Below are 26,672 nucleotides of genomic sequence, written 5' to 3' on the forward strand. Positions count from 1 at the left end.
GGAGGGTAAACCTATGAGAATTACAGAACTACTGACACAGTCTACTATTGCGATGGATTTAAATGCTTCGACTAAAAATACAGTGATAGATGAACTCGTTGAAACACTATGGCAGGCAGGCAAACTGAATGATAAAGAAGCCTACCGTGAAGCCATTCATGCACGTGAAGCACAAAGTACAACAGGAATTGGAGAAGGCATTGCCATTCCACATGCGAAGACTGATGCAGTTAAAGTACCGGCTATTGCGTTCGGAAAATCAAAACCAGGTGTGGATTATGAATCACTGGACGGAACACCGGCACATCTTTTCTTCATGATTGCAGCACCAGCAGGCGGCGCTCAGACCCATCTGGATGCACTGGCTAAATTATCCGGTATTCTGATGAATGAAGAAGTAAGAGCCCAGTTACTGAACGCTACTTCTAAAGAAGAAGTACTTGCTATTATCGATCAGAATGATGAAAGTGAAGCAGAAGTTGAGGAAGTGGCTGCTTCAGCTCCAGCTGCTGATGATAATCTTATTTTAGCGGTCACAGCTTGTCCGACAGGTATTGCGCATACTTATATGGCAGCGGATTCTCTGAAAAATAAAGCTGCGAAAATGGGTATTCCTATTAAAGTCGAGACCAATGGCTCTGGCGGTGTTAAAAACAAGCTGACAGATGATGAAATCAGACGCGCAAAAGGTATCATCGTTGCAGCAGATGTCAATGTCGATACAGCACGCTTCGATGGTAAAAATGTGGTCATGGTGCCAGTGGCAGACGGGATTAAACGTCCGGAAGAACTGATCAACATGGCACAGGATGATTCACGACCTAAATTTGTCGCAACTTCTAAAGCACGTACAACAGAGTCAGGTGAGAAAAAAGGATTCTATAAACATCTGATGAGCGGTGTATCCAACATGCTGCCGTTCGTTATTGCCGGGGGAATACTTATTGCGCTCAGTTTCTTCTGGGGTATACACTCTGCGGATCCGAAAAGTGAAGAATATAATGCATTTGCAGCTGCACTTAATACAATTGGTGGCGGCAATGGTGCATTCGGACTGATGATTCCAATACTCGCTGGTTTCATCGCATACAGTATCGCTGACCGTCCAGGTCTCGCTCCAGGTATGGTGGGTGGTCTGATGGCTGTACATGGCGGTTCTGGGTTCTTAGGTGGACTTGTTGCCGGATTCCTTGCAGGTTACTTAGTCAGAGGCTTAAAAGCACTGTTCAGTGGTCTGCCACAAGCACTTGAAGGCATTAAGCCAACTTTACTTTATCCTGTACTCGGTGTCGGTCTGACTGGTTTAATTATGTGCTATTTAGTCAATCCACCGGCAAAATGGTTGAATGACTTACTGACAACAACACTGAATGACATGAGCGGTACGAATATCATCCTGCTCGGACTCGTACTCGGTGGTATGATGGCTATCGATATGGGTGGTCCATTCAATAAAGCAGCCTACGCATTTGGGATTGCAGCGATTGATGCAGGTAACTATGCACCGATTACTGCAGCGATGATCGGGGGTATGGTGCCACCACTTGCGATTGCGCTTGCGATGATTATCTTCAGACGTAAATTCACTAAAGTTCAGCGTGGTTCTACTGTCTCTAATGCGGTCATGGGTGCTTCATTTATCACGGAAGGTGCGATTCCATTTGCAGCGGCAGATCCACTCCGCGTCATTCCTTCTATGATAGCAGGTAGCGCGACAGCTGGTGCACTTGCGATGGCATTCGGCTGCCGAGTACCAGCACCGCATGGCGGTATGTTCGTTATCTGGTTAGATAAAGCACACTGGCCGATGTTTTTACTGGCTCTTCTGATTGGTACAGTGGTCTCTGCATTAATTTATGGTTTTATTAAACCGAAACTTACTGAAGAAGAGCTTCAGGCTGAAATGGCAATGGAATAATTTAAGCATCCGACTTATGTCGGATGTTTTTTAATAACTGACGTTATATATTGTAATAAAGGGGTAAATTTTATAACATTATAGTTAACTTAGTAAAGAAGGATGAGCCCATGTTATACTACAAAACATATATAAAAGATAAGGAGGCGCCCTGGATCACCTTTATTCATGGTGCGGGCGGCAGTTCGACGATCTGGTTTAAGCAGATTCGCTACTTCAGAAAAGATTTTAATATCTTGCTTGTGGATTTACGTGGACATGGTAAATCCAAAGAGGATAAGTGGAAAAAAGGAGATACATTCGGTCATTTAGCAGCTGAAGTGATAGAAGTCTGTGACCACTTGGGGATTGAGAGAACGCATGTTATCGGTATGAGTCTTGGAACTATCGTTTCGCAGTCTCTGGCTGACCGTTATCCAGAACGTGTGCAGTCACTCGTATTAGGCGGCGCTATTATCGCACTTGATATACGGACAAAACTTTTACTATGGCTGGGTCGCACTATTAAGCGCATCATTCCATTTATGCTCCTCTATAAATTGTTTGCATATATCATTATGCCAAGAAAAAACCACGAGGAATCCCGACTTGCGTTTGTCAATGAAGCAAAAAAAATGAGTCAGAAGCAGTTTGTTAAATGGTTCAGTCTGACGAAACTGATCAACCCTTACTTGAGCCATCTACAGGTCTCGACTAAAAAAATTCCGACCGTCTTTATCATGGGGTCTGAAGACTATCTTTTTATCCCGCCGGTCAGAAAAGTGGCTGAAGAAAACAGCAACTTTAAAGTAGAGATTATTGAAAACTGTGGTCATGTCTGTAATATTGATCAGCCAGATATTTTCAATGATATTTCTAAACGATTCATTATGTCGCACGTGTAACGCTGCGGCATAAAATGTGTTAGAATAGAATTAATATTTTTAAAAGTGGCTGTCATTTAGGCAGTCATAAAATTTTTCGGAGGTGAATCCCTAATTCTAGGGAATTAATTGGACATAGAGACCATAATCAAGCTTTTCGTATTTGCATTTTTAATCTTAATGACTGCACTTTTCGTTGGATCTGAATTCAGTTTAGTTAAAGTCAGACTTTCTCGTATCGATCAACTCGTATCTGAAGGCAACAAAGCAGCTAAGATTGTCCAGCACATGGTTCATGAACTGGATTATTACTTATCTGCCTGTCAGTTAGGTATTACTGTCACAGCACTTGGACTCGGTTGGATCGGTGAATCGACTTTTGAAGCAGTCATCCATCCAGGACTGGAACTCTTACACATTCCTGTTGAACTCGCGAAGCCCATTTCAATCGCACTCAGTTTCCTGATTGTGACTTTCCTGCACGTTGTGTTAGGGGAATTAGCGCCTAAGTCACTCGCTATCCAATATGCGGAACGGATGACTTTAATTTTTGCGAGACCGCTTTATTACTTCGGTATTCTGATGAAACCTTTAATCTGGGCGATGAACGGTACGGCGCGTACTATTCTCAGAATGGTGGGTGTACAGCCGGCCGGGCATGAACAGGCGATGAGCGAAGATGAACTGAAGATTATTATGACGCAAAGTTACCAGAGCGGTGAAATCAACCGGACTGAACTTGCTTATATGCAGAATATCTTTTCATTTGATGAACGTCTGGCTAAAGACATTATGGTGCCGCGTACACAGATGATTTCACTGACGCAGCCATTTGATATTTCAGAACTGCTTGAAGTGGTCAATGAACACCAGTTTACTCGCTATCCGATTACAGAAGATGGGGATAAAGACCATATTATCGGTTTTATCAACGTCAAAGAATTCCTGACTAAATATGCGTCTGGTGATCCAGTCCGCATTAAAGAACACGTCCATGATCTGCCCCTTATTCATGAGGTCACTCGAATCAGTGATGCTCTGATTAAAATGCAGCGTGAACGCGTTCATATGGCACTTGTTATTGACGAATACGGTGGTACAGCAGGTATTCTGACGATGGAAGATATTCTAGAAGAGATTGTCGGCGAAATTCGTGATGAATTCGATGATGACGAAGTCAACGATATTATCAAGACCGGTGAAGCGACTTATCAGATTAACGGTAGAGTTTTATTAGCAGATATAGAAGAGCAATTTGGTATCACTTTCGAAGAATCAGACGATATCGATACGATTGGCGGCTGGATGCAGGCACAGAATCCTGATATCGATAAAGATGATTATGTCGATACCCACTTTGATAAATGGGTTGTGCTGGATGCGGAAAGCCATCAGATTAAATCAGTGGCGCTTCACAAGGATTTCCACGCATCAAGAGAAGAAGAAAACGGTGAAACTGAAGCATGAACCATTCAACATTAAATAGTTTGTTTCGCTTTTTTAGTTATCTGGAAGGTGGATCGCTTTTAATTCTTTTCTTTATAGCGGTTCCTCTAAAGCGCTTTGCAGGTAAGCCGGAAGTGGTGACGGTCTTCGGCTCTATTCATGGCTTTCTGTTTACTGTTTATATCATTCTGGTTATCTGGTTGATGTTCAAACTTAAATGGACCTTTAAATGGGTGGCCGGCGCTGTAATTTCAGCATTCCTGCCTTTTGGTACATTTGTATTTGATCATTATTATAAAAGGACTTTATATTATAGAAACGAATAAGAGAGACGAGGGTCTCTCTTTTTTTGGAGGTTAAGCGATGAGAATCAATAAATATCTTTCAGAATCCGGTATTACATCTAGACGTGGAGCAGATAAATATATAGATGCCGGTCGCGTTAAAATTAACGGTGAATTAGCAGAACTCGGGAGCAAAGTAGAAGAAGGAGACGTTGTCACTGTTGATGGTAATGCTGTTACACTCGAGAAAAGTTATGTTTACCTGAAATTAAATAAACCAAGAGGCATTACTTCAACAACAGAACGTCACATTAAAGGAAATATCGTGGATTTTGTTGGACATCAGGAGCGTATCTTTCATATCGGAAGACTGGATAAAGATTCAGAGGGCTTGATTTTACTGACGAATGACGGGGATATCGTCAATGAAATCCTGCGTGTGGAAAATAAACATGAGAAGGAATATGTGGTGTCCGTCGACAAGAAAATCACTGATGATTTTATCGAACAGATGGCAGGCGGTGTAGATATTCTCGGGACAACGACATTACCGGCTCAAGTCAGAAAAATTAATGACCGGACATTTAATATCATACTGATGCAGGGACTCAACCGACAGATCAGACGGATGTGTGAAGCTCTTGGCTTTGAGGTCAGACAGTTACGCCGCATACGAGTGATGAACATTCATGTAGATGATTTGAAACTAGGTGAGTGGAAAGATTTAACACAGATAGAGAAGGATGAACTTTTCAGACAGCTGGACTATCAGCCGAAAAGATAAGATGAGTGAATGAGCGCCGCGTAAAGTCCCGCAAAAGCAGTTAGCGGGATGATGCTCACTAAATGAGCAGACGCTGCATATCATAAAAAACAGCGATAAATTCTGATTCAATCAGATTTTATCGCTGTTTACATTTCTGAATATTTAATAGGCAATCACCGCTTTATTATTCACCGCCGAGCATGTCAAACAGTCCACCGAGTGGGCTGCCTTCACCATAGCTTGAACTTTTCCCTGAAGCGGGCGCTGCAGCAAATACACGGCTTGCCAGACGAGAGAATGGTAATGATTGAACGAAAACTGTTCCTGGACCTTGGACACGCGCAAACCATAAGCCTTCGCCGCCGAACATTTTTGTTTTGATACCAGGTATCGGTTCAATATCATAGTGAACGCTTGACGTCATACCGACTAAACAACCTGTATCAATCTGCAGGACTTCACCTGGCTGTAAATGACGTTCAACAATCGCTCCGCCTGCATGAATAAAGGCCATGCCATCACCAGTCAGTCGCTGCATAATAAAGCCTTCACCACCGAAGAAGCCGACACCGAGCTTTTTCTGAAGTGCGATATCAACTGAAACACCTTTAGCAGCCGCTAAAAATGCATCTTTCTGACAGATAAATTCACCATTTAAACGACTAAGGTCCAGTGGAATGATCTTACCTGGATAAGGTGCTGCCAAATAGACATGTTCTTTTTGATGTCCACGGTTTGTGAAAGTCGTCATAAAAAGACTTTCACCAGTCAATGTACGTTTGCCGGCAGAAAAAAGTTTATCCATAAAGCCGCCACCTTGCTTAGAACCATCGCCGAAGATTGTTGCAAGTTCAATATTAGGGTTGACCATCATCATACTGCCAGCTTCAGATACAACTGTTTCATTCGGATCAAGCTCTATCTCCACATACTGGATATCATCACCGTAAATTTTATAATCTATTTCATGGTTATTCATCTTGTCATCTCCCTTTTTTCTCCAGTATAACGATTTGTATGATTAATCGCCACAAAGTTGTTAAGAATGAAAGATAGATAACAAATACACCTTTAGTATAATGAGCTTGAGGTGAATCCTATGAAATTTAAAAAACCTAATCAGCACGGAGTCTGGGCTATGCTGATTATGCCTTTTTTATTTGGAGTCTTTGCGGGAGAGTTTAATCTATTTCACTTATTATTTATATTAGGCTGGTTTTTAGTCTTCTTTGCGACAGATAATTTACTGTTCTATATCAAAAAACGTAAAAAAGATAATGGCTATTTATTGTCAGCTGGCATGTTTGGTGTGCTTGCGGCATTATGTTTAGGAGTTCTGATTCTTCGCCAGCCGTCATTACTGTTCTTTTTTGGCATGATGATTCCTTTTGGCGGACTTAATATTTACTTTGCGAGTATCCGTGATGAACGAAATGTGTTAAATGATCTCAGTGCAGTGATCATTTTTTCTATAGCCGGCTGCATCAGTTATTTTATCGGGCATGAAGAATTAGATGGTGAGATGATCAAAGTCTTTGTTTTCAGTTTTCTGTATTTTGTGGGTACGATTCTTTACGTTAAAACAATGATTCGTGAAAAACGAAATGTAAAGTATAAATGGCTATCTTTTAGTTATCATATGCTACTGGTGGTTGCAGGATTTTGGTTCCACGTTCTGATGGGAATTGCCGTAGTCCCTAGTTTGATTAGAGCGGTAACGTTCTATGGCAAGAATTATAAGCCGATGAAGATAGGGATAGTTGAAATAGCGAATGCCTGCTTCGTGACATTCTTTGTAGCGTTGTATTTTCTTAAATAGTGGAGTTACTGGCGATAAACGGTATTTATCGCTGATAACGCTTGTCTCCAAAAAAATGACGACCACTCGGTCGTCATTTTTCATATTTCTCGCGATGTTCTTTTTTCATCTTTAAATATTCTTTATCTTCCCGAATAGTATCCCAGTATTCCTTGAAGATAAGTGCAGATTCTCTTTTTTCCGGTGCTTCGTCGTTCAAATAGACAGACCCATTCTCTGCATACTTCTTGCCGCTTTTATGATGGGCATAACGCATCGCACGGGTGTAACCCATCTGGATGAACTTACGAGACATGTCCATGCCGACAAAATCGTTTTCTTTCTTATAATTCTGATAGAGTTCGTATATTTTTTCAGCTGATTCTTTAGCGATTTCTGGTGTCTTAAATCGCCAGTAAGGTAATATTTCATTTTTATAGGGCTGGACTAATAATACACCTTGTTCGCCACGTCCTACTTGATACAGCTCAGGATGTTTTCTGAAATCCAGCGCATCAAAATCCTGATCATAATTGAATTCTTTCACAAAAAACCTCCTCATAAAAAAAGAGCCTTCAAGGCTCTTTGAAAAATTAACGACGTTTGTGCATCATATTTAAAATGATAGATGCGAGAGCAATTAAAAGAATTGTACCTACTAAAGCTGGTAAAATATAGACATCCCAAATTTTTGGTCCCCAATGTCCAAGTAAGAAAGTACCTAACATTGAACCAAGTAAACCTGCGATGATGTTACCGAGTTTTCCACCTGGAATATCAGTACCCATGATCATACCTGCTATCCAGCCGATAAGACCACCCATAATTAACATTAAAATAAAGCCCATGTGTATTTCCTCCTACGAAATAAAATTAAAAGAATAAGACGTTTGTCTCTTATAATGTCTATATACCCAGGAAGTCAAACGTAAAACATAAGATATTAAAATCTATACACCTTTTTTATTGCTCCATAAAAGAGTATGCAGCTGAGGGGTGACATATACATCATTCATGCCAGCATCCTGCATGACATGTTCAATCAGTTCTTCGTAGCGTGCTAAAAGTTTTGAAGTATGATCATGGACGTCATCTTCAAGATATGGATTGCCTACCTGCACATAAAACGGTAGATTTAAATAACGGTGATGAATCTGCTTTGCAAATTGATAGTCTGCTTCATCAAAAACGACGACCTTCAAGTTGATTTTAGTCGCATCGAGCTGACTGATGACCTCGTCGAGAATAGTGAGATTCTGCTTCATATGAGACGACGGTGGTTTCGGACTGATGGTCAGCTGATCGATGTCGCGCATCCAGGTCTGGAACTTAGAACCCTGTGTTTCAAGTGCAACCTGGCAGCCCACGCTATGCAGTAAATCAACCAATGTGCCGATATCCTTGATAAGCGCAGGGTTACCACCTGAGATGGTTACATGATTGAATGACTGCCCACCAATTTTTCTTAGTTCTTTATAAATGGCTTCAGCAGTCATCATTCTGATTTCTTCTTTCATTGAACCGTCCCATGTAAACTTTGAATCACACCAGCTGCAGCGGAAATCACAGCCGGCTGTTCTGACAAACATCGTTTTACGTCCGATGACGATACCTTCACCTTGAATAGTCGGGCCGAATATTTCCATCACAGGTATCATAGGCCACCTCGGTATAGGACATAGCTTGTCGGGGTTTCACGCAGAAAAACCTGCAAGCATTTTGGCTGATTATCTAATTTATCCAGATAATCCTGAACAATCGTATAAATGAGTTCAGCCATTTTTTCAGTTGAAGGAATTATGCCGTTGACTTCAGGCAGTTCATTCAGAAGCTGATGATCAAAGCGGCCATGTATGAGTTTTTTTAACACGCTGAAATTGACAAGAAAGCCGAGTTCATCAAGTGTATCACCGGCAATGGTCAGATTCAGGAAATAAGTATGGCCATGTACGCGTGCACAGGCGCCTGCACGTTCGTCAGGAATATAATGAGCGCTCGAGAAATTCATATCTTTATTCAGTTCAAAACGATAGGAATGAGCAACTTGCGGATAAATCTGTCCGATCATTGTGCACCTCTTTCTGCAAGATAGGCTGTGAGTCCTGCATTTCTTAATTGACAGCTTGGACACGCGCCGCAGCCATCCGCCATGATACCTTCGTAACAGGTCAAGGTTTTATAACGAACATAATCCAGCTGGCCGAGTTCATCTGCCAGCTGCCACGTCTCTTTTTTATCCAGCCACATCAGCGGCGTATGAATGACGAAGTTTTCGTCGAGAGCCAGATTCACTGTGACATTCAGTGATTTAATGAAGATGTCACGGCAATCCGGGTAGCCGGAGAAATCAGTTTCACAGACACCCGTGATAATATGTTTGGCACCGATCTGATAGGCAAGGGCAGCTGCAAAGCTCATAAACAGGAGATTCCGCGCCGGCACAAATGTGTTAGGGATATTACCTTCTTCTATTGCCATCGTATGATCCGTTAAAGCATTAGGTGACAGCTGAGATAAAAGAGACATATCGAGGACGTGATGCTTCAATCCCTGTTCTTCAGCAATATTCTGTGCGACTGTTATTTCAAGCGCATGGCGCTGACCGTAGTTAAAAGTCACGAGTTCAACTTCTTTATAATGTTTCAGAGCATGGAACATACAGGTCGTACTATCCTGTCCACCGCTGAAGACGACGAGTGCTTTATCATTGTTTAGTTTCATTTTTTCCACCTTTTCAATAAAAAAAGACATCTTATCCCTAGCAAGATGTCTGACTAGTTTTTTATAGAGGGTATGCGCTAGGAACCTCTTATTAAATTCGTTACTCATTGTAGCAGAAAAAAAGATATACTAAAAGAGATAAATTTTGAGCACCGGAGTGAAAGTATGTTTTTAATGATAGATAATTACGACTCATTTACTTATAACATCGTGCATTATATCGAAGGAATGGACGAAGAAATCATCGCGCGTCAGCCGCATGAAATCACGACTCACGATATAGAAGACATGCAGCCGGAGGGCATTCTTCTGTCGCCAGGTCCAGGTCACCCGGAAGATGCTGCTCTGACACTCGAGGTGATTAAAACATTTGCAGGTAGAATTCCGCTGCTCGGTATCTGTCTCGGGTTTCAGGCGATTATAACGGCTTTCGGTGGTAAAGTCGATAAAGGTCGGCCTGTCCATGGCCATAGTGCTGAAATCACACACGACGGGAAAGGGCTGTACATGAATCTGCCAGATTCTCTAAAAGTAGCACGTTATCACTCGCTCCGAGCGGTCAGTCTGCCAGAATGTCTGATTGTCACAGCAAAAACGCATGATGGTATTATCATGGGTATCAGACATCGTGACTCGCTCGTTGAAGGGGTGCAGTATCATCCTGAATCAGTGCTGACAGAACACGGTCATGAGCAGTTAAAACAATTCATTAGGATGTGCAGAGAATGAGAGCATGTATTCAGTTTAAAGAGTTTGATACTTTATATTTTGAAGAGCCACTTCAAGTACTGACGGCAAATACGCTGGACGAGGTGAAACCAGTCATTGACGCTGCTGAAAAGTGGAGCAAGGCGAACTATGTTGTCGGCTATCTGAACTATGAAGCTGCGAAAGCATTCTCACCATTAATGGCTGTTAAAGAAGCGGATTGCTATGCCAAGTTCTATGTGTTCAGTGAGCCGGCCCGGCCTTTTGAAAAGTCGGTTCTGAGACAACCAGTTAAGTTTGCCTTTACAGAAACAAAAGAGATGATAGAAGACCATATAAGGGAGATTAAAGAACGTATACGTCTCGGGGATACTTATCAGGTCAACTATACGACACGCTTGAAGGCGACTGCTGATGTTGATGCCTATGCCCTTTACCTGAAACTCACTGAAGTCAGTAATGGGGGTTACTGTGCATTTATCGAAGAAGAAGATCATGCCATCATCAGTATCTCGCCAGAACTATTCTTTAAATACGACAGGGCTTCTCGTGTCATTCAGACTAAACCGATGAAAGGGACTCTTTCCCGTCATCAAGATCCTCTACAGGATAAAAGGAACTTTGAACAGCTGAAGAGTTCAGAGAAAGATCAGGCAGAAAATGTGATGATTGTTGACTTACTGCGCAACGATTTAAGCCGTATAGCAGAGAAGAACTCTGTACAGGTTCCTGCGCTTTTTGATATCGAAGCGTATCCGACAGTCTATCAGATGACCTCTACAGTAGAAGCGGTCATTAAGAAATCACATACACTGTATGACGTACTGAAGGCGCTGTTTCCTTGTGGCTCGATTACTGGTGCTCCGAAAATTAGTACGATGAATATCATTAACGGACTCGAGAGCGCGAGAGGCATCTACTGCGGAACAATCGGTATTCTGACACCTGAACAGGCTGTTTTTAATGTACCGATTCGTACAATCGAAAAGAAAAATAATCAGCTGCTTTACGGTGTAGGTGGGGGGATGACCATCGATTCTGATGAAACAGCAGAATTCAATGAAATGGTCATGAAGACCCATATTTTGAGACAGCTGGCTCATTACTCTGAATTCAACTTAATTGAAACGATGCGGCTGGATGCAACGGGGATCAGACGACGCGAATATCATTTTAATAGACTCTTAAAAAGCCTGACACACTTTGATTTTGCTTATGACAGCCATCTCCTTCAGCGGATATTTGAACAGCAGGGAGATGGCAGCTTAAGAATCGCTGCCTACGACGGCTATATCTCAGTGACGAAGCGGCCACTTCCCACAAAGATAATAGATAAAGCGCTGCTGACCCCTATGGAAGAAGTATCTTTAGAGCGCCTGCAGCATAAGACTTCACAGCGGAATCATTACACGTCAGCTGACGGTTTCCTTTCTTTGTATTATAATAAGAATAATTATCTGACAGAGTTCAATATTGGCAATCTTGTCTATTCTCTTGATGGGACTCTTTATACCCCTGCTTTAGAAGACCAGCTGCCAGGCAGTATGCAGGCAGAACTTCTCGCCACTCACCAGATTAAAAGGCGTGACTTGCATCTCAATGAACTTGATTCAGTAGAGCAATTCTGGATGATTAATTCCCTCAGAGAATGGGTGAAAGTTGAACTTTGTAAACAAAACGTGGCAAAGTTCTAGATAAAAGCGTAAAATAAAAGCAATTAACTTATGAGCGTTAGGAGAACTTTATGATTATCACTTTAATACTTCTCATCGGTTTATGCGTCTGGATCTACTATTGTAATCAGCGTGTGATATCTTTTTTAAAAACAGGAGAAGATAGAAACGCATTGATCTGGCTCTATGTAGCGATGGTAACCGCTATACTGATTGTAGGTGTTCTTGTTTTCAGTATGAGACAGGAAGTAATCAGCCTGCTTGATGTTTTTTATCACCATTAGGTGGTCTTCTATTTAGAAATTAGCAAGTAGAGAGAGGTTCTATCATGATATTTGAAGATGCAGGACTATATACAACTTATCAGACAGCTAAAAGTGATCAATTGTCTCATACTATTGCCAACGCACTTGTCGGCAATGATTCAGAAATGCCGACATTTGAGATGGCTATAGTACCGGCGACGGTCTATTTTGAAGAAGAGACTTTAATAGCCTTAACAGGTGCGGATTACAACGCCTATACTTCGGAACGTGAAATTGAGATGTTCAAGCCACATCTGATGGCTAAAGGAGAGACTCTGCATTTCAGACGAGCGGCGAAAGGGACACGTGTCTACCTTGCCGTTGCGGGCGGTGTGCAGGAGGCAGTACTGAATCAGAAAATAGAAGCAGATACGACCTTTAAACTGGCGCATGAATATACAGACATACAGAAGAAACTGATTCAGAAATTATCTGTCGTCGAGTCATGCCCATGGGGTGTTGATTTTTACTCTTTATCACGTGTCTATTACTCTGATATTTTCCACATTTATCCCGTTAAGGATGTGGTGATTCCGGATGATGAAGTCTATGAAGTTTCAAGTTATCTGAATCGACAGAGCTTTACATTAGAAGGACCGTTGATTAAATACAAAGAGCGAGCTGAAGCGCAGCTGAATCCTGGCAGCATCCAGGTTACAGTTGACCAGAAACTAAGAGTGATCTTGACTGCAATGGATGGCCAGGAAGCGGTGGCACAGATTGCGCCTTATCATTTCTCAAAACTGGTTCAAAAGCGACCAGGGTCGAAACTTATTTTTAAAAACGTATCTCAGGAAGAGTACTATGAACGCAAAAATTCTTACGACCACTGGGTAAAAAGTCTTTTAATGCAGCTATCTTATCAGCTGAAAAGTTATGTCAGTTCCTGATATCTGATTATAGACAAAAATCATTCACATATTACACAAAAAATAGCTGAGAAGCTATTTTTTATTTGCTTAAATAACAAAATAAGGTTAAATTTATATATTGAAGCTAATCATATTAATTTAAATTAAAGAACGTTAATTTTGTGTAAATTTTATATGGGATGGTATAGATTGGAGTTGTTAAATGAATGTTTAAAGACAAAAAAATAACGATATTTACTTTCTTTCTGATGACTGTACTGACAGTATCAGTTAAAACTTATTTTGCATATTATGTTGACTTATCACTAGGCGTTAAAGGTATTGTACAGAACTTGATTCTCCTGCTCAATCCTTATAGTCTAGTGGCGCTTATATTAAGTACACTGCTGTTTTTCAAAGGGCGAAAAGCATTCTGGCTAGTTTTTACAGGTGGTACACTATTGACGCTGCTCCTATATAGTAACGTCGTCTACTTCAGATTCTTCTCAGACTTCCTGACGTTCAGTACACTCAATCAGGTCAGCAACGTTGAATCTATGTCCGGAGCACTCTGGAGCTCATTCCAGTGGTATGACTTTGTATATTTTCTGGATACCATTGTTTATTTGGTCCTACTGACTGTTAAACGAGATGTATTGTCAACACAGTCATTTAAACGAAAGTTTGTGCCTGTCATGATGGGTGTTTCAATCGCACTATTCTTCATTAATCTGGCGTTCGCAGAAATGGATCGTCCTGAGCTTTTGACTCGTACGTTTGACCATAAATATTTGGTGAAGTATCTGGGACCTTATAACTTTACAGTCTATGACGGCGTGAAGACGATTCAGAACAATCAGCAGAAAGCGATGGCAAGTGCAGACGATCTGACGCGCCTGCAGTCCTATACAAAAACGAAATACGCCGAACCAAATAAAAAATATTTCGGTGTTGCTAAAGAAAAAAATATCATCAAAATTCATCTGGAAAGTTTCCAGACAGAGATGATCGGTCTGAAAGTGAATGGTAAAGAAGTCACACCTTATTTGAATCAGCTGGCAACAGGTAATGATGACTTCATCTATTACAGCAACTTCTTCCATTCAACTGGCCAGGGTAAAACATCTGATGCTGAGTTAACAATGGATAACAGCATGTATGGTCTGCAGCAAGGGTCTGCTTTCTCATTGAAAAGCGACAACACATTCCAGTCGCTGCCGGCTATCCTGCACCAGAAACAGAACTATTCGACTTCTGTCATGCATGGAGACTATAAGACGTTCTGGAACCGTGATCAGATTTACAAACGTTTCGGCATCGATAAGTTCTATGATGCAACGTATTATGATATGAGCGAAGAAAATCTTGAGAACCTGGGTCTTAAAGATAAAGAGTTCTTTAAGGAATCTATTCCTTACCTGAAAAAAGAAACGAAGCCGTTCTATTCACATCTGATCACACTGACGAACCATTATCCTTTCACAGTGGATCCATCTGAAGCGACAATTGCTTCTCCGAATACAGGTGACGCAACAGTTGATGGTTATGTACAGACTGCCCGTTATTTAGACGAAGCAGTGAGACAATTTATGACTGACTTGAAGAAAAACGGACTTTATGATGATTCCGTCATTATGATTTATGGAGACCACTACGGTATTTCAGAGAATCATAATAAAGCGATGGGTCAACTGATTGGTGAAACTGTGACACCAGCTAAGTTTATGGATCTGCAACGTACAGGTTTATTCCTGAAAGTGCCTGGCATTAAAGGGCATGTTGACCCTACTTATGCGAGTCAGGTGGACGTGATGCCGACAATCCTTCACTTAACAGGAATCGATGCAAAACCTTATACGATTTTCGGTACTGACTTATTATCTAAAAAACATCGTCAAGTCGTCGTCTTCAGAAACGGTGATTTCATTACACCGGAAATCAAGTCGTTGAATGGTGTCTTTTATGACAATAAGACGAACGCGCAGCTGACAGATGAGAAGCTGATTGCGAAAGCAACGAAAATCAAAAATACGGTGGCTACAGAACTTGAAATGTCAGATAGTCTGTTGAACGGAGACTTACTTCGTTTCTACAATAACAAAGAATTCAAGAAAATTAATCCTGCTGATTATGAATACCAGAATGGTACAGTCAGCTCGATGAAATAGAAAAAAGAGACGATTTCAACTGAAATCGTCTCTTTTTTTATCCAAGTGAGACATCGAGAATCATCATGATCGTAAAGCCGACCATTAATCCGAGTGTCGCAAGGTCTGTATTTTCTCCGGACTGTGATTCAGGTATCAGTTCTTCTACAACTACGAAGATCATCGCACCTGCCGCAAAAGCGAGGGCATAAGGTAATAGAGGTGTGACGAGTAGAACGGCTGCGGCACCGATGACGGCGAAGACAGGTTCAACAAGTGCAGAAGCCTGGCCAAAATTAAAAGCCCGCCATTTCGATTTGCCGTCACCATGAATTGGCAGGCTAAGTGCAGTTCCTTCAGGAATGTTCTGGATACCAATGCCGATTGCGAGTCCGACTGCTGCCATAAGTCCGCTGTCAGTCGCATGACCAATCGCACCAAATGCAACACCGAGTGCCAGTCCTTCAGGGATATTATGAAGGGTGATAGCAAGTAAAAGTAACGTAGATTTATTTAAATTACTTTTACGGCCTTCTGTCTGATGGCCAGATGATGCATGAGCGTGCATATGAGGAATAACAACATCCAGGCCACGGATGAAGATACCGCCCAGCAGGAAACCGATTGCAGCTGGAATCCAGGGAATCTGTCCTGCTTTTTCACTGAATTCAAGTGCGGGTGCCAAGAGCGACCAGAAGGATGCTGCGATCATAACGCCGGCCGCAAAACCTTGCATCGTATTGAGCAGCTTATTGTTGACTGATCTGACTAAAAAGACTACAGCTGCGCCTAAAGCTGTCATGCCCCAGGTAAAAATACCAGCGATAAGAGCCTGATAAACATGTGATAGTTGACTAAACCACTCTAACATAGTGTCTCCTTCTCCGTAAAAGTGTATAATATATTAATGAATTTTTGACAATAACAACATCATAGCACATATATGAGAAAGAGGTTAACGATGGAAGCGTATAAGATAGAGAATTTAGCGAAACAATACGGAGACAAGACCATATTCGACCAGGTCAACCTGAGCATTACTGAAGGCGAAAAGATTGCGCTTGTCGGTATAAATGGCACGGGTAAAAGCGCGCTTCTAAAAGCCATCGCAGAAATCGAACCACATAATGGCATAGTGACTCATCCAAATGGTTTTAAGATCAGTTATGCAGCACAGGATCCGGTACTCAGCCTGAAAGAGAATGCAGTACAAAATGTAATGGATCCAGAAAATCCGGTCGTCAGACTGCTGAATGACTATAATGAAGTGCTCATCCAAATGACAACCAATATGTGTGACCCTGTTATGCAGTCATTTAATCAGCTTCAGGAACAGATTGAAGCAGTTGATGGCTTCAGCTATCAGGCTGAAGCGAAGACCATTCTGACGAAGCTCGGTATTATGGATCACGACAAACTGCTGAGTGAAATGAGTGGGGGTCAGCAGAAACGGGTTGCACTTGCGAAGACCTTGTTATCAAGACCAGATTTACTGCTTCTTGATGAACCGACCAACCATCTGGATTTCGAATCCATTGCCTGGCTGATTCAGTATATTAAGACTTATCCGAAGGCTGTTTTATTTGTTACCCATGACCGCTTCTTCTTAAATGAGGTGACTGACCGCATCATCGAACTGAGAAATGGACATCTTCATCCTTACGTCGGTAATTATGATGCTTATATCGCGCAGAAGGCTGAAGAAGAACTGACAGCAGAACGTATTCAACATAAAGAGAAGCAGCTTTACAAGCAGGAACTGGCCTGGATGAGAAAAGGGGCTAAAGCACGTACGACGAAGCAGCAGGCCCGTATAGACCGTTTTAAGTCAATAGAAGAGAAAGTCAGCGAGCACCAGACGAAGGACCAGATGTCTATCGATCTCAATCATCAAAGACTGGGTAAGCAGGTCTTTGAACTTGATGATATCGGTATCACAATCGGTAATAAAGAATTGTTTAATGGATTAACGACTATCGTCCAGACGACTGACCGTATTGGTATTGTCGGTGAGAACGGCAGCGGTAAATCAACACTTTTAAATATCTTGAGCGAGCGTCTGACCAACTATACAGGAACACTTAAGACGGGACAGACCGTTAAAATCGGTTACTACCAGCAGTCTTACGCAAAAATTAATGAAGAAATGCGTATCATTGATTTTCTGCGTGAGAAAGCAGAAGAAGCGACACAGAAAGATGGTACTAAAATCTCTGTCACCCAGCTTCTTGAGCGTTTTCTTTTCCCGTCCAGTATGCACGGTACACTGATTCACCGCCTGTCAGGTGGAGAGAAAAAGAGACTTTATCTCCTCAGCATTCTGATAGAAGGACCGAATGTATTGCTGCTGGATGAGCCGACAAATGATCTGGACACAGAGACGCTGACGATACTTGAAGCATATCTCGCTGAGTTTAATGGCGCAGTCATTACAGTCAGCCATGATCGTTACTTCCTGGATAAAGTCGTGACTAAGTACTGGTATATTTCGGATCAGAAAGTCAATATCATTCTCGGTGAGTTCGATGACTACCTTGCTTATAAAAAATCTGTCGTGACAACGCCCGTGAAAGAAGTAGTCGTGAAAGAAAAACGGACTCAGACTCGAGTCAGTTACAAGGATAAACGTCGTTTCGAGGAATTAGGCGAAGAAATAGAATCACTGGAGAAACAACTTGAAGAGACAGATGAGCAGATTGCGCAGGAGACGACGAATTATGAGCGTCTTAATGAATTAACGGCAACACGAGAAGACCTCAATACACGATATGAAGAATCATTTTTAGAGTGGAGCGAACTCGCAGAACGGATGGAATAAAATGAAGCTAGAAGATATATTACAGAAATATTATGGATATGAGACATTCAGGGAAGGGCAGAAAGAGCTGATTGAGCATGTGATGAATAATCAGTCAGCACTTGGCATCCTGCCGACAGGCGGCGGAAAATCAATCTGTTACCAGGTGCCGGGTATTGCCCGAGGCGGATTGACGCTCGTGATCAGTCCGCTCATCTCCTTGATGAAAGACCAGGTTGATACACTGAGTGCAGCAGGGATACCAGCTGCTTATTTGAACAGTCAGCAGAAAGCAGCAGAAGTTCGCGCTGTTGAATCTGATTTAAAAAAGGGTGCTTATCAGTTCCTCTATGTCGCGCCGGAACGATTCGAACAGAATAACTTCAGATATTTACTGACACAGCTGGATATCAGATTGATCGCCTTTGACGAAGCGCATTGTATCTCAAAATGGGGACATGATTTCAGACCGAGTTATCGTCAAGTCGTCTCTCGCGTGATGACAATAGGCGCGCCGTGTATAGCTGTCACGGCGACGGCAACTGTAGATGTCAGAAAAGATATTCAGGAACTCCTTTACATTAGTGATGATTGTGTCGTTGAAACGAGTATTAAACGTGATAATCTTGATTTTAAGATTGATCCGACGTTCCAGAAAGATAAGATGGTCAGACGCTATGTGAAGGAACATATGAAAGATTCAGGTATTATTTATGCGACGACACGCAAACAAGTGGAAGCACTCAGCGAGCAGTTCACTGATCAGAATATCAGTCATACCATTTATCATGCGGGTCTTTCCAGTGAAGTAAGAGAGCAGAACCAGACTGCGTTCGTCAATGACAACAGTCCTGTTATGATAGCGACCAACGCATTTGGAATGGGTATTGATAAATCTAACGTCAGATACGTCATCCATTATAATCTGCCTCAGGATCTGGAATCTTACTATCAGGAAGCGGGGCGTGCCGGGCGTGATGGTCTGCAGAGTGAATGTATTCTTCTCTATAGTGAACAGGATATACGGCTGCAGCAGTTTTTTATCGGTAACACACCGGACGAAGTCATTCAGGAACGTAAGAAAGAAAAACTTGAGAAAATGGTTCAGTATACGAAGACTACGCAGTGTCTGCAGGGGACACTCATCAATTACTTCAATCCGGAAGAACATCTTGAACCGTGTGGCAGATGTACAAACTGTCTGATGGAAGCAAAATATGATATGTCCGTTGAAGCGAAGAAACTGATGAGCTGTCTGATTCGCATCAAGACGCCTGTCAGCAGGGGGATACTGACGAAAGTCATCAGAGGTGAGCAGGTGTCACAAGAAATGTCTCAGCTCAGTACATTTGGCCTGATGAAAGATTATGAGACAAAAGCTATTCACGGCTTTATTGATACGCTTCTATTCAATGGTTATTTAGATGAGATAGATGGTAAACTGCACGTACATCCAAGTGCTAAAGATGTCCTGATGAGTGACGTTAAAATCATGACACACTACCATCCTGTTTCCTATAATGAACGCGTCACGATTCATACGCTTGTCAATGTTGATGAAGACTTATTTGAACATCTGAAGAAAGTCAGAAAAGAACTGTCTGTAGAAATGAATGTCCCTCCTTTTACTATCTTCTCCGACCGGACACTGACTTTATTTGCACAGAAACAGCCGACGACGAAACAGGAAATGTTCCATATCGAAGGAGTTGGATCCTATAAACTCAAACATTACTGCCCGCGTTTCATCGAAGCGATAAAAAGTTATCAATCCACAGTTTAGTCCGTCTTATACAGGCTATTAGTGTACAGAGGTGAAGACATGATAAAATTTGACAATGTTTCTAAAGTTTACGGTGATAAAGCGGCTGTAGATCATATCTCCTTTGAAGTGAATGAAGGGGAATTCTTCGTGTTGATCGGTCCGTCAGGTTGCGGTAAAACGACAACACTGAAAATGATCAACCGACTGATTCCGTTATCGAGTGGTTATATTTATTTTAAGAATCAGCCTATCAGTAGTTACAAGCTTGATGAAATGCGCTGGGATATCGGCTATGTCCTGCAGCAGATCGCGCTTTTCCCCCATATGACAGTGCGTGATAATATTGCGCAAGTCCCGACGATGAAAAAGTGGGAGACGAGTCGTATAGATGAACAGATCAATCGCCTTCTCGATATGGTTGGACTGCCACATGAGCAGTTTAGGGATCGCTATCCATCTGAACTATCAGGGGGCCAGCAGCAACGTATCGGTGTCGTCCGGGCGCTTGCTGCCGATCCACCGGTTATTTTGATGGATGAACCGTTCAGTGCACTTGATCCACTCAGTCGTGAGAAACTGCAGGATGACCTGCTGCACCTGCAGTCAGAGATCAATAAGACCATCATCTTTGTCACACATGATATCAATGAAGCATTTAAGCTGGGTGACCGCATCTGTCTCATGAATCAAGGTCGTATAGAGCAGATTGGCACACCTCGAGATTTTGTCGAGAGACCCAACAGCGAATTTGTGCAGTCATTTATCGGTAACGCCACGATAGAGCGTCTGGCAGCTGACTGTCTGGAGCCTATCCCTTATAATGCAACCTATCCAGCAGTAAAACCAGAGACACCCGTATCTGAGCTCTATGCTCTGCTCGCTGAACACGAGCAGCTGAATGTCATTGATACAGAATACAGAGGCGCTGTGACACGTACTTCAGTCTTCAAGACGCTGAGTAAAGGAGGCGCTGAATAATGAAAGAATTTATCTCAACGTTTCAGGAACGTCAAGGAGAGCTCTGGACAGCCTTATTTGAACATATCCAGATTTCTTTTATCGCCCTGTTAATCGCGATGCTTATTGCAGTACCGCTTGGTATTTTACTCACAAGACGTGAACGTATCGCTGAACCCATCATCAATGTGACTGCTGTCCTGCAGACTATCCCGTCTCTGGCACTCTTAGGTCTGATGATTCCGCTTTTTGGTATTGGGCGTGTCCCAGCCATCATCGCACTCGTCATTTATGCTTTGCTGCCGATTCTGCGAAATACATATACAGGCATCAAAGAAGTAGACCCATCGCTTAAAGAAGCGGCAAGTGGCATCGGTATGAATCCGTTCAGACGACTGACCCGTGTTGAACTGCCGCTCGCTATGCCTGTCATCATGGCAGGGATCAGAACAGCGATGGTCCTGATTATCGGGACAGCCACTCTCGCTGCATTTATCGGAGCAGGTGGACTTGGTGACCTCATCTTACTCGGTATCGACCGCAATAACATGGCGCTGATTCTACTCGGCGCAATCCCTGCTGCTATCTTAGCGATTTTCTTTGATTTACTGCTCAGATGGATGGCTAAACTATCTTATAAGAAGATTGGAATTATTTTAGGTCTTATTCTGCTCGTGGCACTGCTTATGGCAATCATTCCCCTCTTCTCCAAGGAAAAAGGGCAGCTTGAACTTGCAGGTAAACTAGGGACTGAACCAGAGATTATCACGAATATGTACAAAGAACTGATAGAGGACGAGACAGATGTCTCTGTTGAAATTAAACCAGGACTTGGTAAGACGTCATTCCTGTTCAATGCATTAAAAGCTGATGAAATAGATGGCTACTTAGAGTTCACAGGAACAGTCCTCGGCGAACTGGTCAAAGAAACGCCAAAAGGAAACACAGAATCAGAAGTTTATCAACAGGCTAAAGACAGCATTATGAAGAAAGAGAAGATGTCTCTACTTGAACCGATGAAGTACAATAACACTTATGCGCTCGCAGTGAAACGGAGCTATGCAGAAGAACATGGTCTGAAAACCATTTCTGACCTCAGCAAAGTGAAAAATGATATCCGTGCCGGATTCACCCTTGAGTTCAATGACCGTGCAGACGGTTATAAAGGCATCCAGAAGAAATACAACTTGAAGTTCAGTCATGTGAACACGATGGAACCTAAAATCCGTTACCAGGCGATTGAGAGCAATAAGATAGATCTGATCGATGCTTATTCTACAGACGCTGAACTAGAGAAATATGATATGGTTGTATTAAAAGATGATCAGCATCTGTTCCCGCCATATCAAGGTGCACCATTACTGAAGGAAGAAACGGTCAAGAAATATCCGGAAGTCATGAAAGCACTGAATAAACTAGCCGGGCAGATTTCAGATGAAGAAATGCAGCAGATGAACTATGAAGTCGCCTACAAAAAGAAAAAGGCTGAAGACGTTGCGCATGCCTTCCTGAAGAAGAAACAGCTGATCAAGTAAGGAGATTTGATGATGAAGAAACAGCTTGCCTCATTAAATATTTATTCACCTGGTAAAACAGCAGAAGAAATACAGCGTGATTTGAACATTAAAAGTGAGATGATGAAATTATCATCCAACGAAAATGTTTACGGACCTTCACCGGAAGTAGAAAAAACACTTCAAGCTGCCATACAGAATATTCATGAGTATCCGGATGCAGCGGGAACTGACCTCAAACAGGCCATCAGCAGGTTTTATCAAGTTCCATCTGAAGCAGTTCTTTTGGGTGCTGGACTGGACGAAGTGATTCAGATGCTTTCCAGGGCAATACTGAAGCCTGGAGACGAAATTGTGACAAGTGAACAGACATTTGTCCAATATTCGCATCATGCAGTGATTGAAGACTGTACGATAGTAACAGCGCCACTTACGAACGGCAAATTCGATTTAAAAGCACTTCTTGGTCAGGTGACTGATAAGACAGCACTCGTCTGGCTCTGTAATCCAAACAATCCGACAGGCAACTATTTTTCTGAAGAAGAGCTGACTGCATTCCTGAGTGAAGTGGGAGATGTGCCTGTCGTGCTGGACGAAGCATATGCAGAGTATGTGACAGCTGAAAATTACCCGGACAGCCTGAAACTGAGGGATCAATTTGAAAATATCATTATCCTGCGAACTTTTTCTAAAGCTTATGGACTTGCTTCTTTAAGAATCGGCTATGCCATTTCATCGGACGAATGGACGGATCTCTGGCATCGTGTCAAGCTGCCTTTTAATGTGACGACATTATCACTTAAAGCAGCAGAAGCTGCGCTTGCCGATCAGGATTATCTGAAAAGAATCGTGACACAGAACGCGACGGAACGAGCACGCTACTACGCGTCTGAATTTAAAAATCATCTCCTCCCATCAGAGACGAATTTTGTCTTTATTCAAGTAGATGATGCGAGTCAGTTAAATGATTTTCTGCTTAGAAAAGGGATTATTGCTCGTCCGGTACCTGGTGGTGTACGTCTGACGATTGGCACAAGAGACCAAAACGATGTTATCATTGAAGTATTAAATGAGTATTTTAAGGAGGAAGCATAGTGAGAGAAACCATTGCGATTGACATGGATGAAGTATTAGCGGATACACTGAAAAAAGTCATCTTCAAATTCAATGAAGAATCAGGAGAAACAGTAACAGCCGAAGACCTTCAAGGCGTCAAGCTGCGCGATTTACATCCACAGCATGTTGAAAGCCTGTCAAACCTTCTTCTTGACCGCAGCTTTTTCCGGGACCTTGAAGTATTCCCGGATGCTGTACGCGTCGTTAAACGACTGACGGAACATTATGATGTCTATATCGCAACGGCTGCGATGGATGTTCCGACTTCTTTTGATGCCAAATATGAGTGGCTTCTGGAGCACTTCCCGTTTCTCGATCCACAGCATTTTATTTTCTGCGGGGATAAAGGTGTCGTCGGGACAGATTACTTGATTGATGACAATCCTAAACAGCTTGCAGCGTTTAAAGGTAAAGGAATCATGTTCAATGCAGCACATAATATTCACGAAGAAGGCTTTGACCGTGTTCACAGCTGGAAAGAAGTTGAAGACTATTTCTTTGGTCAGGCATAAAAAGAGATTCCTCTAATTTAGAGGAATCTCTTTTTTTAACATACTTCAGGTCCGGTAAACATGCGTAACCGTTTATTAAGGATGGTGATATGGACAGGTGTTGATAAATCAATCTCACCATCTACGTCAACTTCCATCGGCTCTTTTGTTCTGATAGTAAAATCTGTTCCTTCTATCTGTTCTACATTTTTACTGATGTTATTCCAGTTATCGATCGATTTCTCATTGATCATTTCAGTAAATAACTTGATGCCCGCTTCCTTAAAGATAAACGCATGCATGACGCCGTCATCCGGACATAGTTCTTTAAGAGGGATACGATTACCGCCGACGAACTGACCATTGGCGACTACAATCATGGATGCAGTGCCGGACTCAGTTTTTCCATTTACTTCTATCTCATAATCAAAGAAAGTCGAATCTGTTACCGTCTTTAAAGTAGAGAAGAGATAACTGAATTTACCCAGTTTACTTTTCTTCTCATCGACGACAGCTTCGGCATTCTCAACAATGAGTCCCATACCGATGAAATTAAGTACATAGCGGTCATTGGCCTGCATCACATCGATATGTTTAACGTGACCTTCAAGCAATACTTCAGATGCTTCTTTCGGTGTAGGAGGGAGGTTCAGCGTTTTCGTGAAGTCATTGAACGTTCCTCCAGGCAGTATGCCGATTGGTAGATTCAAATCTGCTTCAATGACGCCGTTGATAAGCTCATGAACCGTACCGTCACCGCCTAGTATAAAGATGACATCATAATCCTCTTTTTTAATGACCTGACAATGTTTCTTGATATCGCCTTCCTCGTCACTCCGATAGATGACAAGCTCCTTACACATCTTTAACAGATTCGTTGAAACCTGTCCTAGTTCAACGTGAACGTCTCCTTGACCTGCAGCTTCATGATAGTAAAGAATACCTTTATTGAACTTAACCATAGATGATACATCTCCTTTACCTAACAGTACCCAAAAATAAAAGAAAAACACGTCCGAAGAGGACGTGTTTATTAGTGGATACCTTCCATTTTACGAGAAACCCATTTATTCATGAGTAATAAGATAACGAATAGTACGATAGCTAATCCACCGATAAAACCAAAGTAGTTGGTATAGCCCATCGGTTCAACGAGTTTAACAAGCTGCGCATTGATGGCCTGTGCACTGGCATTTGTTAAAAACCAGAGACTCAGCATCTGTGAGCTGAAAGCTTCAGGTGCGAGTTTCACCGATACAGAAGACCCTGTTGGTGATAAGCATAACTCACCGATTACACATAAGAAGAATGACAGCACAAGCCACATTGGATTATAAAGTTCACCTTGACTCGTCATGGCTGGAATAATCATGACTAGGAACGATATACCCGCAAAGAATAATCCGAAGGCAAATTTAAGCGGTGTCGAAGGGTTATACTTGCCAAGTTTCGTCCACATCGCTGAAATGAAAGGAGCCAGCAAGACGATGAAAATAGGATTGACTGACTGGAACCAGGCAGCTGGAACAGTAAAATCAATTCCAAAGACTTTATTCAAGTCGAGCTGGGTCTGTTCTTTAGCGAAAATACTCAGCACGTTAGCACCTTGCTCCTGGATAGACCAGAACATCACACCTGCAATGAAAAGTGGAATATAGGCCAGTAATCTTGAACGCTCTGTAGATGTCACATCATTACTTCGGTACATCGTCGTGAAATAAATAATAGGTAACAGTACACCTAATATTGTCACGACGATTGAGAATGTACCAAATGTCAGAATGCCCATCTTGAGTGTGATAACGATGAGAGCGATCAAGAGGAGAACTGTTATCGTAATGATTTTTGTGTACTTTGCTTTTTCCTGAGCGCTGAGCGGATGTGTTGGTGCCAGACCCACAAGACCGAGTGAACGTTTCTGGAAAATGATATAAGCGATGAGTGCCAGCGCCATCCCGATAGCGGCTGCTAGGAAACCGATGTGATAATTGTAGTTTTTCTGCAGAGCACCTACAATGAATGGTGAAACAAGTGCGCCCATATTAACGGACATGTAGAAGATAACAAATCCCGCATCCATACGGTCGTCGCTCTTATGATAAAGACCGCCTACTACGTTCGAAATATTGGGTTTCATCAACCCGGAACCAATGATAATCAGGAACATAGAGGCTAAGAATGACGGCACACCAAACGGCAGACTCATGGCGATGTGTCCTGCCATTATCAGAACAGCTCCGTACATCAGTGAGCGTCTTGATCCTAGTACACGGTCAGCGAGCCAGCCACCGAAGATACCCGTCATAAAAATTAGTGCACCATACATCGATGCAATACTCGATGCAGTCGTCTGATCCATTCCCAGACCGCCGTTCACTACTTTGTCGTACATATAGTAGACGAGAATGGCGCGCATACCATAGTAACTGAATCGTTCCCAGAATTCTACGAAAAATAGAATGCCAAGTCCTTTTGGATGACCAAAGAATCCCGTCTGAGGGACACTGTTGACCATTTCTTCTCTAGTGTGTTTCATACTTCCAACCCCTGTC

General features: G+C 42.3%; 26 protein-coding genes. 17 read left to right on the forward strand and 9 right to left on the reverse strand.

Going from position 1 to position 26,672, the window contains the following annotated elements; translation table 11 throughout:
* Nucleotides 1-13: 13 nt before the first annotated feature.
* The 5 genes from MGG13_RS02960 to MGG13_RS02980 all read left to right on the forward strand — a co-directional run bounded on the left by MGG13_RS02960 (nt 14) and on the right by MGG13_RS02980 (nt 5,295).
* Complete coding sequence (locus MGG13_RS02960) at nt 14-1,918, forward strand: PTS fructose transporter subunit IIABC (RefSeq protein WP_239035319.1); 1,905 nt, start codon at nt 14-16, stop codon at nt 1,916-1,918.
* Nucleotides 1,919-2,028: 110 nt separating this feature from the next.
* Complete coding sequence (locus tag MGG13_RS02965) at nt 2,029-2,802, forward strand: alpha/beta fold hydrolase (RefSeq protein WP_133430872.1); 774 nt, start codon at nt 2,029-2,031, stop codon at nt 2,800-2,802.
* Nucleotides 2,803-2,910: 108 nt separating this feature from the next.
* Nucleotides 2,911-4,248 (forward strand): hemolysin family protein, encoded by a 1,338-nt coding sequence (locus MGG13_RS02970; RefSeq protein ID WP_133430871.1) that lies wholly within the window; start codon nt 2,911-2,913, stop codon nt 4,246-4,248.
* The gene (locus MGG13_RS02975) at nt 4,245-4,553 is read left to right on the forward strand and encodes a DUF3817 domain-containing protein (RefSeq protein ID WP_133430870.1); all 309 of its coding nucleotides are present in this window, start codon (nt 4,245-4,247) and stop codon (nt 4,551-4,553) included. Before MGG13_RS02970 ends, MGG13_RS02975 begins: the two co-directional genes overlap by 4 nt.
* Before the next feature lie 37 nt (nt 4,554-4,590).
* Entirely contained in the window at nt 4,591-5,295 is a 705-nt protein-coding gene (locus tag MGG13_RS02980) for a pseudouridine synthase (RefSeq protein ID WP_239035320.1), read from the forward strand.
* Between the two features lie 166 nt (nt 5,296-5,461).
* On the opposite strand, the gene MGG13_RS02985 is transcribed toward MGG13_RS02980, so the two are convergent.
* The gene (locus MGG13_RS02985; protein ID WP_133430868.1) at nt 5,462-6,256 is read right to left on the reverse strand and encodes a TIGR00266 family protein; all 795 of its coding nucleotides are present in this window, start codon (nt 6,254-6,256) and stop codon (nt 5,462-5,464) included.
* A gap of 120 nt (nt 6,257-6,376) precedes the next feature.
* Between MGG13_RS02985 and MGG13_RS02990 the strand changes: the two genes are divergently transcribed.
* Nucleotides 6,377-7,096 (forward strand): YwiC-like family protein, encoded by a 720-nt coding sequence (locus tag MGG13_RS02990; protein WP_239035321.1) that lies wholly within the window; start codon nt 6,377-6,379, stop codon nt 7,094-7,096.
* A gap of 73 nt (nt 7,097-7,169) precedes the next feature.
* Here MGG13_RS02990 and MGG13_RS02995 read toward each other — a convergent pair whose 3' ends face one another.
* The 5 genes from MGG13_RS02995 to queC form a co-directional block, all read right to left on the reverse strand.
* Nucleotides 7,170-7,622, reverse strand: coding sequence for a DUF4385 domain-containing protein (locus MGG13_RS02995; protein WP_239035322.1), 453 nt, complete (start codon nt 7,620-7,622; stop codon nt 7,170-7,172).
* Between the two features lie 46 nt (nt 7,623-7,668).
* Nucleotides 7,669-7,923 (reverse strand): GlsB/YeaQ/YmgE family stress response membrane protein, encoded by a 255-nt coding sequence (locus MGG13_RS03000; RefSeq protein WP_239035323.1) that lies wholly within the window; start codon nt 7,921-7,923, stop codon nt 7,669-7,671.
* A 102-nt stretch (nt 7,924-8,025) separates the two neighbouring features.
* Nucleotides 8,026-8,733 carry a 7-carboxy-7-deazaguanine synthase QueE gene (queE, locus tag MGG13_RS03005; RefSeq protein WP_239035324.1) on the reverse strand — a complete coding sequence of 236 codons (708 nt, stop codon included), beginning with the start codon at nt 8,731-8,733 and terminating at the stop codon, nt 8,026-8,028.
* A complete protein-coding gene (queD, locus tag MGG13_RS03010) occupies nt 8,730-9,143 on the reverse strand; it encodes a 6-carboxytetrahydropterin synthase QueD (protein WP_239035325.1) in 414 nt (137 codons plus the stop codon). The genes queE and queD overlap by 4 nt, the downstream gene beginning before the upstream one ends.
* Nucleotides 9,140-9,796: a 7-cyano-7-deazaguanine synthase QueC gene (gene queC / locus MGG13_RS03015; protein ID WP_239035326.1), complete on the reverse strand. Its 657-nt coding sequence runs from the start codon at nt 9,794-9,796 to the stop codon at nt 9,140-9,142. The genes queD and queC overlap by 4 nt, the downstream gene beginning before the upstream one ends.
* Before the next feature lie 165 nt (nt 9,797-9,961).
* Here queC and MGG13_RS03020 point away from each other — a divergent pair, with 165 nt between their 5' ends.
* The 5 genes from MGG13_RS03020 (at nt 9,962) to ltaS (ending at nt 15,501) form a co-directional block, all read left to right on the forward strand.
* Entirely contained in the window at nt 9,962-10,525 is a 564-nt protein-coding gene (locus MGG13_RS03020) for an anthranilate synthase component II (protein WP_239035327.1), read from the forward strand.
* Complete coding sequence (gene pabB / locus MGG13_RS03025; RefSeq protein ID WP_239035328.1) at nt 10,522-12,198, forward strand: aminodeoxychorismate synthase component I; 1,677 nt, start codon at nt 10,522-10,524, stop codon at nt 12,196-12,198. Before MGG13_RS03020 ends, pabB begins: the two co-directional genes overlap by 4 nt.
* A 50-nt stretch (nt 12,199-12,248) precedes the next feature.
* Nucleotides 12,249-12,461: a hypothetical protein gene (locus tag MGG13_RS03030; RefSeq protein WP_133430859.1), complete on the forward strand. Its 213-nt coding sequence runs from the start codon at nt 12,249-12,251 to the stop codon at nt 12,459-12,461.
* A gap of 44 nt (nt 12,462-12,505) precedes the next feature.
* Nucleotides 12,506-13,372, forward strand: a complete 867-nt coding sequence (locus tag MGG13_RS03035) for a 5-oxoprolinase subunit C family protein (protein ID WP_239035329.1) — start codon at nt 12,506-12,508, stop codon at nt 13,370-13,372.
* 188 nt (nt 13,373-13,560) lie between these two features.
* Nucleotides 13,561-15,501, forward strand: a complete 1,941-nt coding sequence (gene ltaS, locus MGG13_RS03040; protein WP_239035330.1) for a polyglycerol-phosphate lipoteichoic acid synthase LtaS — start codon at nt 13,561-13,563, stop codon at nt 15,499-15,501.
* 37 nt (nt 15,502-15,538) lie between these two features.
* Here ltaS and MGG13_RS03045 read toward each other — a convergent pair whose 3' ends face one another.
* Nucleotides 15,539-16,351 carry a ZIP family metal transporter gene (locus MGG13_RS03045; RefSeq protein ID WP_239035331.1) on the reverse strand — a complete coding sequence of 271 codons (813 nt, stop codon included), beginning with the start codon at nt 16,349-16,351 and terminating at the stop codon, nt 15,539-15,541.
* Nucleotides 16,352-16,423: 72 nt separating this feature from the next.
* Between MGG13_RS03045 and MGG13_RS03050 the strand changes: the two genes are divergently transcribed.
* Genes MGG13_RS03050 through MGG13_RS03075 form a run of 6 tightly spaced genes read left to right on the forward strand, consistent with a single transcriptional unit; the run spans nt 16,424 to nt 24,141 of the window.
* Entirely contained in the window at nt 16,424-18,298 is a 1,875-nt protein-coding gene (locus tag MGG13_RS03050) for an ABC-F family ATP-binding cassette domain-containing protein (RefSeq protein WP_338041218.1), read from the forward strand.
* A gap of 1 nt (nt 18,299) precedes the next feature.
* On the forward strand, nt 18,300-20,060 hold the full coding sequence (gene recQ, locus MGG13_RS03055) for a DNA helicase RecQ (protein ID WP_239035332.1): 1,761 nt from the start codon (nt 18,300-18,302) through the stop codon (nt 20,058-20,060).
* Nucleotides 20,061-20,099: 39 nt separating this feature from the next.
* Nucleotides 20,100-21,020, forward strand: coding sequence for an ABC transporter ATP-binding protein (locus MGG13_RS03060; protein WP_239035333.1), 921 nt, complete (start codon nt 20,100-20,102; stop codon nt 21,018-21,020).
* Nucleotides 21,020-22,534, forward strand: coding sequence for an ABC transporter permease/substrate-binding protein (locus MGG13_RS03065; RefSeq protein WP_239035334.1), 1,515 nt, complete (start codon nt 21,020-21,022; stop codon nt 22,532-22,534). Before MGG13_RS03060 ends, MGG13_RS03065 begins: the two co-directional genes overlap by 1 nt.
* Nucleotides 22,535-22,546: 12 nt before the next feature.
* Complete coding sequence (gene hisC / locus MGG13_RS03070) at nt 22,547-23,608, forward strand: histidinol-phosphate transaminase (protein WP_239035335.1); 1,062 nt, start codon at nt 22,547-22,549, stop codon at nt 23,606-23,608.
* Complete coding sequence (locus MGG13_RS03075; protein ID WP_239035659.1) at nt 23,605-24,141, forward strand: 5' nucleotidase, NT5C type; 537 nt, start codon at nt 23,605-23,607, stop codon at nt 24,139-24,141. Before hisC ends, MGG13_RS03075 begins: the two co-directional genes overlap by 4 nt.
* 35 nt (nt 24,142-24,176) lie before the next feature.
* On the opposite strand, the gene MGG13_RS03080 is transcribed toward MGG13_RS03075, so the two are convergent.
* Both MGG13_RS03080 and MGG13_RS03085 read right to left on the reverse strand, forming a co-directional pair.
* Nucleotides 24,177-25,082, reverse strand: coding sequence for a diacylglycerol/lipid kinase family protein (locus MGG13_RS03080; RefSeq protein WP_239035336.1), 906 nt, complete (start codon nt 25,080-25,082; stop codon nt 24,177-24,179).
* 71 nt (nt 25,083-25,153) lie between these two features.
* Nucleotides 25,154-26,656: a peptide MFS transporter gene (locus tag MGG13_RS03085; RefSeq protein WP_239035337.1), complete on the reverse strand. Its 1,503-nt coding sequence runs from the start codon at nt 26,654-26,656 to the stop codon at nt 25,154-25,156.
* Nucleotides 26,657-26,672: the final 16 nt, after the last annotated feature.

Source organism: Macrococcus brunensis, from assembly GCF_022343725.1.
GTDB classification, from domain to species: Bacteria; Bacillota; Bacilli; order Staphylococcales; family Staphylococcaceae; genus Macrococcus; species Macrococcus brunensis.